We start from the raw sequence: 12,518 nt of genomic DNA, 5'->3' as shown, positions 1-12,518 counted from the left end.
AGGCGTCGAGATGGTTATGCCGGGTGACAACATCAAGATGGTCGTTACCCTGATCAAGCCGATCGCTATGGAAGACGGCCTGCGCTTCGCTATCCGCGAAGGCGGTCGTACCGTTGGTGCTGGTGTGGTCGCCAAGATCGTCGAATAATTCGATCGGTCTCGAAAAGGGCCCCTCGGGGCCCTTTTTCTATTGTTGCTCATTTATTGACACCCCTAGGGCGCATCCGTACAATTGCGCCTCCTTTTACCAGGCGTATGCGTTTGGTAGGGATGGCTAATTGGAGTCTGAGGTCAAAATGCAAAACCAACAAATCCGTATTCGGTTGAAGGCTTTTGACCATCGCCTGATCGATCAATCAACCCAGGAAATCGTGGAAACCGCGAAACGTACTGGTGCTCAGGTGCGTGGTCCGATTCCACTGCCGACCCGCAAGGAGCGGTTCACTGTTCTGGTTTCCCCGCACGTCAATAAGGACGCGCGCGACCAGTACGAGATCCGTACTCATAAGCGAGTGCTGGACATCGTTCAGCCCACCGACAAAACCGTCGATGCGCTTATGAAGCTTGATCTTGCGGCCGGCGTGGAAGTGCAGATCAGCCTCGGCTAAAGCTCTAGCTTTGGTCGTGTAACGCTCTGAAATGGGCGGCCATAGCGGGTGAAAGCCCCGTACACTCAAGAGGTTACAACATGACTATTGGTGTAGTCGGTCGTAAGTGCGGCATGACCCGCATTTTCACCGAGGAAGGTGTCTCTGTTCCGGTTACGGTCATCGAGATCGAGCCGAATCGCGTCACTCAGTTCAAGAATGAAGAGAGCGATGGCTATCGCGCCGTGCAGGTTACTGTGGGCGAGCGTCGTGCCTCTCGTGTTACCAAGGCACAGGCTGGTCATTTCGCCAAGGCGAATGTGGCTGCTGGTCGCAGCGTTTGGGAGTTTCGCCTCGATGGCGAGGAGTTCCAGGTCGGTGATCAGATTAGTGCTGAGATTTTCCAGGCTGGGCAGATGGTGGATGTCACCGGGCAGTCCAAGGGTAAAGGCTTCGCTGGTACCATCAAGCGCTGGAACTTCCGTGGTCAGGACAATACCCACGGTAACTCCGTATCCCACCGCGTCCCGGGTTCCATTGGCCAGTGCCAGACTCCGGGTCGTGTTTTCAAGGGCAAGAAGATGTCCGGGCACATGGGCGCCGAGCGCGTAACCGTGCAGTCCCTGGAAATCGTGCGTGTCGATGCCGAGCGTAATCTCCTGCTAGTCAAGGGCGCAGTGCCCGGGGCCACTGGCGGTGACGTTGTCGTGCGTCCGGCTGCCAAGGCTCGCGGGTAAGGGGGAGTTCACATGCAATTGAATGTTAATGGCGCGCAAGCCATCGAAGTCTCCGAGCAAACCTTTGGTGGTGAGTTCAACGAGACGCTGGTGCACCAGGCAGTCGTCGCCTACATGGCTGGCGGGCGTCAGGGTAGCAAGCAGCAGAAGACTCGCTCCGATGTGTCCGGTGGCGGTAAGCGCCCCTGGCGTCAGAAGGGCACAGGCCGTGCACGTGCTGGTACTTCGCGTGGCCCGATCTGGCGTGGCGGTGGCGTGACCTTCGCGGCTCGTCCGCAGAATCACGAGCAGAAGCTCAACAAGAAGATGTACCGCGCAGCCCTGCGCTCCATCCTCTCCGAGCTGGTTCGCTCCGAGCGTCTGGTCGTGGTTGAAGACTTCGCTGTCGACAGCCCGAAGACCAAACTGCTGGCCAACAAGCTGACCGGCATGGGCCTGAACGACGTACTGATCGTTTCCGATGCCGTCGACCAGAACCTGTATCTGGCAGCTCGCAACCTGCCGCACGTCGATGTGCGCGATGTGCAGGGTTCGGATCCTGTCAGCCTGATCGCCTATGACAAGGTGTTGATCACCGTGTCGGCTGTGAAGAAATTCGAGGAGCTGCTGGGATGAACCAGGAACGCGTATTCAAAGTCCTGCTTGGTCCGCACGTCTCCGAGAAGGCAACCATGCTGGCTGATACCAAGAGCCAGTTCGTTTTCAAGGTTGCGACCGACGCGACCAAGCTGGAAATCAAGAAGGCCGTCGAAAGCCTGTTCAACGTGAAAGTGGCCAAGGTCAGCACCCTGAACGTTCAGGGCAAGACCAAGCGCACCGCTCGCGGTCTGGGCAAGCGCAATGACTGGAAGAAAGCGTACATCGCGCTTCAGCCGGGCCAGGATCTCGATTTCTCCGGCAATGCTGAGTAAGGAAGGGGTGCATCATGGCAATCGTTAAATGCAAACCGACTTCCGCGGGCCGCCGTTTCGTGGTCAAGGTGGTCAATCAGGAGCTGCATAAAGGCGCTCCTTATGCTCCGCTGCTCGAGAAGAAGTCGAAATCCGGTGGTCGTAACAACAACGGTCGCATTACCACTCGTCACGTTGGTGGTGGTCACAAGCAGCATTACCGTCTGGTCGATTTTCGCCGCAACAAGGATGGCATTCCTGCCGTCGTCGAGCGCGTCGAATACGATCCGAACCGTACTGCGCACATCGCGTTGCTGAAGTACGCCGATGGCGAGCGTCGTTACATTATTGCTCCGAAGGGCGTGACTGCTGGCGATCAGCTGCTCTCTGGTGTCAATGCACCGATCAAGGCTGGCAACAGCTTGCCGCTTCGTAACATTCCGCTGGGTTCAACCGTTCACGGTGTCGAGCTCAAGCCGGGCAAGGGGGCTCAGATCGCTCGCTCCGCTGGTGCTTCGGCTCAGCTGGTTGCGCGTGAAGGTGCCTATGTAACGCTGCGTCTTCGCTCTGGCGAGATGCGCAAAGTGCTGGCTGAGTGCCGTGCGACCCTGGGCGAAGTCTCGAACTCCGAGCATAGCCTGCGTTCGCTGGGTAAGGCTGGCGCCAAGCGCTGGCGTGGCGTTCGCCCGACCGTCCGTGGCGTGGCAATGAACCCGGTCGATCACCCCCACGGTGGTGGTGAGGGTCGTACCTCCGGTGGTCGTCATCCGGTGTCGCCGTGGGGCTTCCCCACTAAGGGCGCGAAGACTCGCTCTAACAAGCGCACCGATAACATGATCGTCCGTCGTCGCAAGTAACTAGAGGGATACGACAGTGCCGCGTTCTCTGAAAAAAGGTCCTTTTATCGATCTTCACCTACTGAAGAAGGTCGAAGTGGCGGCTGAAAAGAACGATCGCAAGCCGGTGAAAACCTGGTCGCGTCGTTCGATGATTCTGCCGCAAATGGTCGGTCTGACCATCGCTGTGCATAACGGCCGTCAACATGTCCCCGTTCTGGTGAGCGAAGACATGGTCGGTCACAAACTCGGCGAGTTCGCTGGTACCCGCACCTATCGCGGGCACGTAGCGGACAAGAAAGGCAAGCGCTAAGGGGTAAGGAAAGATGGAAGTAGCCGCTAAGTTGTCGGGCGCTCGCATCTCCGCCCAGAAAGCCCGCCTGGTCGCCGACCAGATCCGCGGGAAGAAGGTGGGCGAAGCGCTCAACCTGCTGGCTTTCAGCAGTAAGAAAGCCGCCGAGATCATGAAGAAAGTGCTGGAGTCGGCCGTTGCCAACGCCGAGCACAACGAGGGCGCTGACGTGGACGACCTGAAGGTATCCACGGTCTTCGTCAACGAAGGGCGTTCGCTTAAGCGCATCATGCCGCGAGCCAAAGGCCGCGCTGATCGCATCGTCAAGCGGTCTTGCCATATCACTGTCAAGGTTGCGGACAAGTAACGGAGTCGATCAGATGGGTCAGAAAGTACATCCCACTGGCATTCGCCTGGGAATCGTCAAGGAGCACACTTCCGTCTGGTACGCAGACGGTCGCACGTACGCCGATTATCTGCTTGCAGATCTGAACGTGCGTGAGTACCTCCAAGACAAACTAAAAAGCGCGTCCGTAAGCCGTATCGATATTCATCGCCCGGCTCAGACAGCACGCATCACCATCCACACCGCTCGTCCCGGCATCGTCATCGGGAAAAAGGGCGAGGATGTCGAGAAGCTGCGTCAGGACCTGACCAAGCAAATGGGTGTGCCTGTGCACATCAACATCGAAGAAATCCGCAAGCCGGAACTCGATGCAATGTTGGTAGCACAGAACGTCGCTCAGCAGCTGGAGCGTCGTGTGATGTTCCGTCGCGCCATGAAGCGCGCCGTACAGAACGCGATCCGCATTGGTGCCAAGGGCATCAAGATCCAGGTGAGCGGTCGTCTGGGTGGGGCTGAAATCGCCCGTACGGAATGGTATCGGGAAGGTCGTGTGCCGCTGCACACCCTGCGTGCCGATATCGACTACAACACCTACGAAGCGCACACCACCTACGGTGTGATCGGCGTCAAGGTCTGGATCTTCAAAGGCGAAGTTATTGGTGGTCGCCATGAAGAGCTCAAGCCGCAAGCGCCTGCGCCTCGTAAAAAAGCTGCCAAGTAAGGAGTACGCCAAATGTTACAACCCAAGCGTACAAAATTCCGCAAGCAGATGACGGGCCACAACCGTGGCTTGGCTCAGCGCGGTAGCAAAGTCAGCTTCGGCGAATTCGCTCTGAAGTCTGTCGCTCGCGGTCGTCTCACCGCGCGCCAGATCGAGTCCGCACGTCGTGCGTTGACCCGTCACGTAAAGCGTGGCGGCAAAATCTGGATCCGCGTATTCCCCGACAAGCCTATCTCCAAGAAGCCTCTTGAAGTGCGGATGGGTAAAGGTAAGGGTAACGTCGAGTACTGGGTAGCCCAGATTCAACCGGGCAAGGTGCTCTATGAGATCGAGGGTGTTTCCGAAGAGCTGGCGCGTGAAGCATTCGCCCTGGCTGCTGCAAAGCTGCCACTCGCCACCTCCTTTGTTAAGCGGACGGTGATGTGATGAAAGCGAGCGAGCTTCGTGAAAAATCCGCTCAGCAGCTGAACGAGCAACTGCTCGAGCTGCTGCGCGACCAGTTCAATCTGCGCATGCAGAAGGCAACGGGCCAGTTGGGGCAGTCTCACCTGCTCTCGCAAGTCAAGCGCGACATTGCTCGTGTCAAGACTGTGCTCAACCAGCAGGCAGGTAAGTGATCATGGCTGAAGTTGAAAAGACTGTCCGCACGCTGACTGGCCGTGTCGTCAGCGACAAGATGGACAAAAGCATCACCGTACTGATCGAGCGTCGCGTGAAGCACCCGATCTACGGTAAATACGTGAAGCGTTCGACCAAACTGCACGCGCACGACGAAACCAACCAGTGCCGCATTGGTGACAAAGTCACCATTCGTGAGACTCGCCCGATGGCGAAGACCAAGTGCTGGATGCTGGTTGATGTCGTCGAACGTGCCGTCGAAGTCTAAGGGTTAGGGGTCGGAGAAATTATATGATTCAGACTCAATCCATGCTCGATGTGGCGGACAACAGTGGCGCGCGTCGCGTCATGTGTATCAAGGTCCTGGGTGGTTCGCACCGCCGTTACGCCGGCATCGGCGACATCATCAAGGTTACCGTCAAGGAAGCGATTCCGCGTGGCAAGGTCAAGAAAGGCCAGGTAATGACTGCTGTTGTAGTCCGTACCCGCCACGGTGTTCGTCGTCCGGACGGCTCTATCATCCGCTTCGATGGCAACGCTGCTGTTCTGTTGAACAACAAGCAGGAGCCTATTGGCACCCGTATTTTCGGGCCAGTGACGCGTGAGCTTCGTTCCGAGAAGTTCATGAAGATCGTCTCGCTCGCGCCTGAAGTGCTGTAAGGAGAAGCCGCATGCAAAAGATTCGTCGCAACGACGAGATCATCGTCATCGCCGGCAAAGACAAGGGCAAGCGCGGTAAGGTGCTTCGGGTTCTCGCTGATGACCGTCTGGTCGTCGGTGGGATCAACCTGGTCAAGCGTCATACCAAGCCGAACCCGATGTCGGGCGTTCAGGGCGGTATCGTCGAGAAGGAGGCGCCATTGCACGCCTCTAACGTTGCTATCTTCAACGGTGAAACCAACAAGGCTGACCGCGTTGGGTTCAAGGTTGAAGACGGTAAGAAAATTCGTGTCTTCAAGTCGACCCAAAAGCCGGTTGAAGCTTGAGACTGCTAGGTAGATAACCATGGCACGACTAAAAGAAGTTTATCGGAAGCAAATCGCTCCCAAGCTGAAGGAAGAGCTCCAGCTTGGCAACGTGATGGAAGTTCCGCGCATCACCAAGATCACCCTGAACATGGGTCTCGGCGAGGCGATCGGTGACAAGAAGATCATCGATAACGCCGTCGCTGATCTGGAAAAGATCACCGGCCAGAAGGTCGTCGTGACTCACGCTCGTAAATCCATCGCTGGCTTCAAGGTCCGCGAGGGATGGCCGATCGGCGTCAAGGTGACCCTCCGCAGCGATCGTATGTACGAATTCCTGGATCGTCTGCTATCCATCTCCCTGCCTCGGGTCCGCGACTTCCGCGGCCTGAATGCCAAGTCGTTCGACGGCCGTGGCAACTACAGCATGGGCGTGAAGGAGCAGATCATCTTCCCGGAAATCGATTACGACAAGATCGATGCCCTGCGTGGTCTGGATATCACTCTGACCACTACTGCTCGGACGGATGAAGAAGGTCGCGCGCTGCTGCGTGCCTTCAACTTCCCGTTCCGTAACTGATTGGAGTAGGTGCATGGCTAAGCAAAGCATGAAGAACCGCGAGCTGAAGCGTCAGCAAACGGTTGCCAAGTACGCTCAGAAGCGTGCCGCGCTCAAAGCAATCATCGCAAGCCCGGAATCATCTCCGGAAGCGCGTTGGGAGGCTCAGGTTGCGCTGCAGAAGCAGCCGCGTGACGCCAGCGCTTCGCGTCTGCGCAACCGCTGCCGTCTGACCGGTCGTCCGCACGGTGTTTATCGCAAGTTTGGTCTTGCGCGTAACATGCTGCGTCAAGCGGCGATGCGGGGCGACGTTCCCGGTCTGGTCAAGGCCAGCTGGTAAAGCTGAGCCGGCTTGCCGCCGGCTCGGTGTTGTTCGAATCAAGCCCCTCATGGGGCTTGATTCGTTTCTAGGGTGTCTCTAGAATGTCCGGCTCGCCAGAGTCACGCCTGTGTGCGTTAGCTCGTTCTGTAGGCGACACGAGCCCAAACGGGCTTATTTTTTTGTATTAGGAGCCAAGAGCCCATGAGTATGCAGGACCCGTTAGCGGACATGCTAACTCGTATCCGTAATGCCCAGATGGCCGAAAAGTCCGTCGTAAGCATGCCGTCTTCCACGCTGAAGGTGGCTGTAGCCAACGTTCTTCAAGGTGAAGGCTATATCGCAGGATACAACGTCAGCAGCGACGCCAAGCCGCAGCTGTCTATCGAGCTGAAGTACTTCGAAGGCCGTCCGGTCATCGAGGAGCTCAAGCGTGTAAGCCGTCCTGGCCTTCGCCAGTACAAATCCGTTGATCAGTTGCCGAAAGTTCGTGGCGGACTGGGTGTCTCGATCGTGTCCACCAATAAAGGTGTGATGACTGATCGTGCTGCTCGTGCTGCCGGCGTTGGCGGCGAAGTGCTCTGCACTGTGTTCTAAGGGGGGATAAGCATGTCTCGCGTTGCTAAGAACCCCGTCAAGCTGCCTGCCGGTGTTGAATTCAATCTGTCCGGCCAGCGGCTTTCGGTAAAGGGTGCCAAGGGCGCTCTCGAACTGAACGTTCATTCTTCCGTTGAAGTGATTCACGAAGCGGGTGAGTTGCGTTTCGCTGCTCGTAATGGCGATCAGCAGAATCGTGCGATGGCCGGCACTACCCGTGCGCTGGTCAATAACATGGTGATCGGCGTCAGCCAAGGCTTCGAGCGCAAGCTCCAGCTTGTTGGCGTTGGTTATAAGGCGCAAGCCAAAGGTCAAGTGCTGTCCCTGGCTCTCGGCTTCTCGCATCCGATCGAGTATGAGCTGCCGCAAGGCGTTACCGCTGAAACTCCCAGTCAGACCGACATCCTGATCAAGGGTGTGGACAAGCAGCTGGTTGGTCAGGTGGCCGCTGAAATCCGTGATTTCCGTCGCCCAGAGCCTTACAAGGGCAAGGGTGTTCGGTACTCGGACGAAGTGGTTCGTCGTAAAGAAGCTAAGAAGAAGTAGGGCATAGCAAATGAGCGTAAAGAAAGTTACTCGTCTGCGTCGCGCTCGCAAGGCACGCCTGAAGATGCGCGAGCTGGAAACGGTACGCCTTTGTGTGTACCGCTCTTCCCAGCACATCTACGCCCAGGTCCTCTCCGCCGATGGCGGCAAGGTTCTGGCCAGCGCCTCGACGCTCGACAAAGAACTGCGCGGCGGTGCCACTGGCAACGTCGACGCTGCCAAGAAGGTTGGTCAGCTGGTCGCTGAGCGGGCTAAAGCCGCAGGTGTCACCCAGGTGGCGTTCGACCGTTCTGGCTTCAAGTACCACGGTCGTGTGAAGGCACTGGCTGATGCTGCTCGTGAAGGCGGGCTGGAGTTCTAAGTTATGGCATATAACGAGCAAAAGCGCGACGAAGGCTACATTGAGAAGCTGGTTCAAGTTAACCGCGTCGCCAAGACAGTAAAAGGTGGTCGTATCTTCACTTTCACCGCGCTTACCGTGGTGGGTGATGGAAAGGGTCGTGTTGGTTTCGGTCGCGGCAAGTCCCGTGAAGTGCCAGCGGCGATTCAGAAGGCCATGGAGGCGGCGCGCCGCAACATGATCCAGGTCGACCTGAACGGCAGCACTCTGCAGTACGCGACGAAAGCGGCTCATGGCGCTTCGAAGGTTTATATGCAGCCGGCATCCGAAGGTACCGGTGTCATCGCCGGTGGTGCAATGCGCGCCATCCTTGAGGTGGCCGGTGTTCAGAACGTTCTGGCTAAGTGCTATGGCTCTACCAACCCGGTGAACGTGGTTCATGCCACTTTCAAGGGTCTGAAGGCCATGCAGTCGCCTGAGTCGATCGCTGCTAAGCGTGGCAAGAGCGTCGAGGAGATTTCCTGATCATGGCTAACACCGTCAAGGTCACGCTGATCAAGAGTGTCAGCGGTCGTATCCCCAATCACAAGCTTTGCGTCAAGGGCCTCGGCCTGCGTCGTATCGGTCACACCGTAGAAGTTCAGGATACGCCTGAAAATCGCGGCATGATCAACAAGGCTTACTACATGCTCCGTGTGGAGGGCTAAGCCATGCAACTGAACGATCTGCGTTCCGCGCCGGGCGCTCGTCGCGAAAAGCTGCGCCCGGGCCGTGGTATCGGTAGCGGTCTGGGCAAGACTGGTGGCCGTGGCCACAAAGGCCAGACTTCGCGCTCCGGTGGCAAGATTGCCCCTGGTTTCGAGGGTGGTCAGCAGCCATTGCACCGTCGCCTGCCAAAGTTCGGCTTCGTATCGCTGAAGGCTATGGATCGCGCTGAAGTGCGCACGTCCGAGTTGGCCAAGGTTGAAGGCGATGTCGTTTCTGTGCAGAGCCTCAAAGACGCCAACATCATCAACCAGAACGTACAGCGTGTGAAAGTCATGTTGTCGGGCGAGGTTGGTCGGGCGGTCACCCTCAAGGGTATCGCAGCCACCAAAGGTGCGCGTGCGGCTATCGAAGCAGCTGGCGGCAAGTTCGAGGAATAAATGGCTAAGCAAGGTGCTCTCTCCGCGCTGAGTAATGGCGGGCTTTCTGAACTCTGGGCTCGTCTGCGTTTCTTGCTGATGGCGATCATCGTCTATCGGATAGGGGCGCATATCCCGGTGCCGGGTATCAATCCCGACAGGTTGGCCGAGCTGTTCCGTCAGAACGAAGGGACCATCCTTAGCCTGTTCAATATGTTCTCCGGTGGTGCGTTGGAGCGTATGAGCATCTTTGCTTTGGGGATCATGCCGTATATTTCGGCGTCGATCATCATGCAGCTCATGACCGCTGTTAGCCCACAGCTGGAGCAGTTGAAGAAGGAAGGCGAGGCTGGCCGTCGCAAGATTAGTCAGTACACGCGCTACGGTGCGCTGGTGTTGGCGATCGTGCAGGCGATTGGCATGTCTGTCGGCCTTGCCGGGCAAGGCGTCGCGTTCAGCAACGACTTCGGCTTTCATTTCGTCGCGATCACTACCTTCGTAGCGGGTGCGATGTTCATGATGTGGCTAGGTGAGCAGATTACCGAGCGGGGCGTTGGCAATGGTATATCCATGCTGATCTTCGCTGGTATCGTCGCTGGTCTGCCGGGGGCGCTTGGGCAATCCTTCGAATCGGCTCGTCAGGGTGATATCAATATCATTGCTCTGCTTGCGGTTGGTCTGTTGGCGGTCGCCATCATTGGTTTCGTCGTGTTCATCGAGCGCGGCCAGCGCCGTATCGCGGTGCACTACGCCAAGCGTCAACAGGGCCGTAAGGTCTTCGCGGCGCAGACTAGCCACCTGCCGCTTAAAGTCAACATGGCAGGCGTGATTCCAGCAATCTTCGCCAGTAGCATCCTGCTGTTCCCGGCTTCGCTGGGGCAGTGGTTTGGCCAGTCCGAGAGTATGGGCTGGCTGGCGGATATTTCTCAGGCAATTGCCCCCGGGCAGCCCTTGAATATTTTGCTGTTCAGTGCCGGGATCATATTCTTCTGCTTCTTCTATACGGCGTTGATGTTCAACCCGAAAGACGTCGCGGAGAACCTCAAAAAATCCGGTGCCTTTATTCCGGGTATTCGTCCTGGTGAGCAGTCCGCGCGTTACATCGATGGCGTGTTGACTCGTCTGACCATGTTCGGAGCTCTGTATATGACGGCTGTTTGCCTCCTGCCGCAGTTTCTGGTGGTGGCTGCAAACGTGCCGTTCTACCTTGGCGGGACATCGCTGTTGATTGTGGTTGTGGTTGTCATGGACTTTATGTCTCAGGTCCAATCGCACCTCATGTCTCACCAGTACGATTCCCTGATGAAAAAAGCCAACCTGAAGGGTTATGGCAGCGGCATGCTCCGCTAACTAGCCCGTAAGGTTCCAGGAGTTGTCATGAAAGTTCGTGCATCGGTTAAGAAGCTGTGCCGTAACTGCAAAATCGTGCGTCGCGATGGCGTCGTTCGGGTTATTTGCAGTGCAGAACCGCGTCACAAGCAGCGCCAAGGCTGAGTGTGAGCTAAGGCTCGAGCCCGGCAGCTAGTGCGCTGTCGGGTTGATTATTTGTTATTACAGCGTTAGTATCTCGCGCCCTTTTCTTGGCTTCCGGGGCGTTGGGTAGCTGTCAATTGGAGTTTCACTGAATGGCCCGTATTGCAGGCGTAAACATTCCAGATAACAAGCATACTGTTATCTCGCTGACCTACATCTATGGTGTTGGTCGCACTCGTGCGCAGGAAATCTGCGCGGCTACCGGCGTGAACCCGGCGGCTAAAATCAAGGATCTCTCAGACGAGCAGGTAGAGCTGCTGCGTGGCGAAGTAGGCAAGTTCATCGTTGAGGGTGACCTGCGCCGTGAAGTCAACATGAAGATCAAGCGCTTGATGGACCTGGGTTGCTACCGCGGCCTGCGTCATCGTCGTGGTCTGCCGGTTCGCGGCCAGCGTACCAAGACCAACGCTCGCACCCGTAAGGGTCCGCGTAAGCCGATCCGCAAGTAATCGCATTAGCGCATCGACAGGAATCTAATCATGGCTAAACCTGCTGCTCGTCCTCGTAAAAAAGTCAAAAAGACGGTGGTTGATGGCATCGCCCATATCCACGCGTCTTTCAACAACACCATCATTACCATCACCGACCGTCAAGGCAACGCGTTGTCCTGGGCAACTTCCGGTGGTTCTGGTTTCCGTGGCTCGCGTAAGAGCACCCCGTTCGCTGCCCAGGTGGCTGCCGAACGCGCCGGTCAAGCGGCACTGGAATATGGCCTCAAGAACCTCGACGTCAACGTCAAGGGTCCGGGTCCGGGTCGTGAATCTGCCGTTCGTGCTTTGAATGGCTGTGGTTATAAAATCGCCAGCATCACCGACGTGACGCCTATCCCGCACAACGGGTGCCGTCCGCCGAAGAAGCGTCGCGTGTAATCAGGAGACAGTGAGAAATGGCTCGTTATATTGGTCCCAAGTGCAAACTGTCTCGCCGTGAAGGCACCGATCTCTTCTTGAAGAGTGGTGCGCGCGCGCTCGAATCCAAGTGCAACATCGAAACCCCACCGGGTGTTCACGGTCAGCGTCGTGGTCGTTTGTCCGACTACGGTACTCAGCTGCGTGAAAAGCAAAAAGTCCGTCGTATCTACGGCGTTCTTGAGCGCCAGTTCAGTGGTTACTACAAAGAAGCAGCCAGCCGTAAGGGTGCTACCGGCGAGAACCTGCTGCAGCTGCTCGAGTGCCGTCTGGACAACGTCGTGTATCGCATGGGCTTCGGCTCCACTCGTGCCGAGTCGCGTCAGCTGGTATCGCACAAGTCGATCAGCGTTAATGGTCAGACTGTGAACGTCCCGTCCTACCAGGTTAAAGCCGGTGACGTGGTGGCTGTTCGCGAGAAGTGCCGCAACCAGCTGCGTATTGCTCAAGCCCTCGAACTGTGCGTACAGCGCGGTCGCGTTGAATGGGTCGAAGTAGATGCCGACAAGAAATCTGGTGTTTTCAAGAATGTTCCGGCTCGCAGTGATCTGTCCGCCGACATCAACGAAAACCTGATTGTCGAGCTCTACTCCAAGTAAG

The 12,518-nt window shown here is 57.1% G+C and carries 26 protein-coding genes and 1 pseudogene; all 27 read left to right on the top strand.

Going from position 1 to position 12,518, the window contains the following annotated elements; all coding sequences use genetic code 11:
- A pseudogene (tuf, locus tag KXR72_RS12010) lies at positions 1-148 on the top strand (elongation factor Tu); the annotation flags it as partial.
- A gap of 148 nt (positions 149-296) precedes the next feature.
- Positions 297-608 carry a 30S ribosomal protein S10 gene (gene rpsJ, locus KXR72_RS12005; RefSeq protein WP_003186070.1) on the top strand — a complete coding sequence of 104 codons (312 nt, stop codon included), beginning with the start codon at positions 297-299 and terminating at the stop codon, positions 606-608.
- 80 nt (positions 609-688) lie between these two features.
- Positions 689-1,324: a 50S ribosomal protein L3 gene (gene rplC / locus KXR72_RS12000; protein WP_437421308.1), complete on the top strand. Its 636-nt coding sequence runs from the start codon at positions 689-691 to the stop codon at positions 1,322-1,324.
- A 12-nt stretch (positions 1,325-1,336) separates the two neighbouring features.
- The gene (gene rplD, locus KXR72_RS11995) at positions 1,337-1,939 is read left to right on the top strand and encodes a 50S ribosomal protein L4 (protein WP_019339977.1); all 603 of its coding nucleotides are present in this window, start codon (positions 1,337-1,339) and stop codon (positions 1,937-1,939) included.
- Positions 1,936-2,235 carry a 50S ribosomal protein L23 gene (gene rplW, locus KXR72_RS11990; protein ID WP_437421307.1) on the top strand — a complete coding sequence of 100 codons (300 nt, stop codon included), beginning with the start codon at positions 1,936-1,938 and terminating at the stop codon, positions 2,233-2,235. Before rplD ends, rplW begins: the two co-directional genes overlap by 4 nt.
- A 14-nt stretch (positions 2,236-2,249) precedes the next feature.
- Positions 2,250-3,071 carry a 50S ribosomal protein L2 gene (gene rplB / locus KXR72_RS11985; RefSeq protein WP_437421306.1) on the top strand — a complete coding sequence of 274 codons (822 nt, stop codon included), beginning with the start codon at positions 2,250-2,252 and terminating at the stop codon, positions 3,069-3,071.
- A gap of 16 nt (positions 3,072-3,087) precedes the next feature.
- Positions 3,088-3,363: a 30S ribosomal protein S19 gene (rpsS, locus tag KXR72_RS11980; RefSeq protein ID WP_065983037.1), complete on the top strand. Its 276-nt coding sequence runs from the start codon at positions 3,088-3,090 to the stop codon at positions 3,361-3,363.
- A 13-nt stretch (positions 3,364-3,376) separates the two neighbouring features.
- Complete coding sequence (gene rplV, locus KXR72_RS11975) at positions 3,377-3,709, top strand: 50S ribosomal protein L22 (protein ID WP_003103908.1); 333 nt, start codon at positions 3,377-3,379, stop codon at positions 3,707-3,709.
- A gap of 13 nt (positions 3,710-3,722) precedes the next feature.
- Positions 3,723-4,409 carry a 30S ribosomal protein S3 gene (gene rpsC / locus KXR72_RS11970; RefSeq protein WP_131651934.1) on the top strand — a complete coding sequence of 229 codons (687 nt, stop codon included), beginning with the start codon at positions 3,723-3,725 and terminating at the stop codon, positions 4,407-4,409.
- Between the two features lie 12 nt (positions 4,410-4,421).
- A complete protein-coding gene (rplP, locus tag KXR72_RS11965; protein WP_003176421.1) occupies positions 4,422-4,835 on the top strand; it encodes a 50S ribosomal protein L16 in 414 nt (137 codons plus the stop codon).
- Positions 4,835-5,026, top strand: coding sequence for a 50S ribosomal protein L29 (gene rpmC, locus KXR72_RS11960; protein ID WP_243605764.1), 192 nt, complete (start codon positions 4,835-4,837; stop codon positions 5,024-5,026). The genes rplP and rpmC overlap by 1 nt, the downstream gene beginning before the upstream one ends.
- A gap of 2 nt (positions 5,027-5,028) precedes the next feature.
- Positions 5,029-5,295 (top strand): 30S ribosomal protein S17, encoded by a 267-nt coding sequence (gene rpsQ, locus KXR72_RS11955; protein ID WP_025240347.1) that lies wholly within the window; start codon positions 5,029-5,031, stop codon positions 5,293-5,295.
- A gap of 23 nt (positions 5,296-5,318) precedes the next feature.
- The gene (rplN, locus tag KXR72_RS11950) at positions 5,319-5,687 is read left to right on the top strand and encodes a 50S ribosomal protein L14 (RefSeq protein ID WP_003289207.1); all 369 of its coding nucleotides are present in this window, start codon (positions 5,319-5,321) and stop codon (positions 5,685-5,687) included.
- Positions 5,688-5,698: 11 nt separating this feature from the next.
- Positions 5,699-6,013 (top strand): 50S ribosomal protein L24, encoded by a 315-nt coding sequence (rplX, locus tag KXR72_RS11945; RefSeq protein ID WP_019339971.1) that lies wholly within the window; start codon positions 5,699-5,701, stop codon positions 6,011-6,013.
- A gap of 19 nt (positions 6,014-6,032) precedes the next feature.
- On the top strand, positions 6,033-6,572 hold the full coding sequence (rplE, locus tag KXR72_RS11940; RefSeq protein ID WP_243605766.1) for a 50S ribosomal protein L5: 540 nt from the start codon (positions 6,033-6,035) through the stop codon (positions 6,570-6,572).
- A 13-nt stretch (positions 6,573-6,585) separates the two neighbouring features.
- Positions 6,586-6,891 carry a 30S ribosomal protein S14 gene (gene rpsN / locus KXR72_RS11935; RefSeq protein ID WP_437421305.1) on the top strand — a complete coding sequence of 102 codons (306 nt, stop codon included), beginning with the start codon at positions 6,586-6,588 and terminating at the stop codon, positions 6,889-6,891.
- A 183-nt stretch (positions 6,892-7,074) separates the two neighbouring features.
- Positions 7,075-7,467, top strand: a complete 393-nt coding sequence (rpsH, locus tag KXR72_RS11930) for a 30S ribosomal protein S8 (RefSeq protein WP_003281824.1) — start codon at positions 7,075-7,077, stop codon at positions 7,465-7,467.
- 12 nt (positions 7,468-7,479) lie between these two features.
- Positions 7,480-8,013 carry a 50S ribosomal protein L6 gene (gene rplF, locus KXR72_RS11925; RefSeq protein WP_437421304.1) on the top strand — a complete coding sequence of 178 codons (534 nt, stop codon included), beginning with the start codon at positions 7,480-7,482 and terminating at the stop codon, positions 8,011-8,013.
- A 10-nt stretch (positions 8,014-8,023) separates the two neighbouring features.
- Complete coding sequence (gene rplR / locus KXR72_RS11920; RefSeq protein WP_019339967.1) at positions 8,024-8,374, top strand: 50S ribosomal protein L18; 351 nt, start codon at positions 8,024-8,026, stop codon at positions 8,372-8,374.
- A 3-nt stretch (positions 8,375-8,377) separates the two neighbouring features.
- The gene (gene rpsE, locus KXR72_RS11915; RefSeq protein ID WP_243605769.1) at positions 8,378-8,878 is read left to right on the top strand and encodes a 30S ribosomal protein S5; all 501 of its coding nucleotides are present in this window, start codon (positions 8,378-8,380) and stop codon (positions 8,876-8,878) included.
- Positions 8,879-8,880: 2 nt separating this feature from the next.
- Complete coding sequence (gene rpmD, locus KXR72_RS11910; protein ID WP_003281818.1) at positions 8,881-9,060, top strand: 50S ribosomal protein L30; 180 nt, start codon at positions 8,881-8,883, stop codon at positions 9,058-9,060.
- Between the two features lie 3 nt (positions 9,061-9,063).
- On the top strand, positions 9,064-9,498 hold the full coding sequence (gene rplO / locus KXR72_RS11905) for a 50S ribosomal protein L15 (RefSeq protein ID WP_019339965.1): 435 nt from the start codon (positions 9,064-9,066) through the stop codon (positions 9,496-9,498).
- Positions 9,499-10,827, top strand: a complete 1,329-nt coding sequence (secY, locus tag KXR72_RS11900; protein ID WP_423706859.1) for a preprotein translocase subunit SecY — start codon at positions 9,499-9,501, stop codon at positions 10,825-10,827.
- A gap of 27 nt (positions 10,828-10,854) precedes the next feature.
- The gene (rpmJ, locus tag KXR72_RS11895) at positions 10,855-10,971 is read left to right on the top strand and encodes a 50S ribosomal protein L36 (RefSeq protein WP_037025762.1); all 117 of its coding nucleotides are present in this window, start codon (positions 10,855-10,857) and stop codon (positions 10,969-10,971) included.
- Between the two features lie 131 nt (positions 10,972-11,102).
- A complete protein-coding gene (gene rpsM / locus KXR72_RS11890) occupies positions 11,103-11,459 on the top strand; it encodes a 30S ribosomal protein S13 (RefSeq protein WP_003289190.1) in 357 nt (118 codons plus the stop codon).
- Between the two features lie 30 nt (positions 11,460-11,489).
- On the top strand, positions 11,490-11,879 hold the full coding sequence (rpsK, locus tag KXR72_RS11885) for a 30S ribosomal protein S11 (protein WP_014854207.1): 390 nt from the start codon (positions 11,490-11,492) through the stop codon (positions 11,877-11,879).
- A 17-nt stretch (positions 11,880-11,896) separates the two neighbouring features.
- The gene (rpsD, locus tag KXR72_RS11880) at positions 11,897-12,517 is read left to right on the top strand and encodes a 30S ribosomal protein S4 (protein ID WP_102838124.1); all 621 of its coding nucleotides are present in this window, start codon (positions 11,897-11,899) and stop codon (positions 12,515-12,517) included.
- Position 12,518 lies beyond the last annotated feature (1 nt).

Source organism: Stutzerimonas chloritidismutans (assembly GCF_051486945.1).
In the GTDB taxonomy this organism is placed as follows: Bacteria; Pseudomonadota; Gammaproteobacteria; order Pseudomonadales; family Pseudomonadaceae; genus Stutzerimonas; species Stutzerimonas chloritidismutans_B.
Note: the sequence above shows the minus strand (reverse complement) of the source record. Positions and strands in the feature narration are given on the sequence as shown.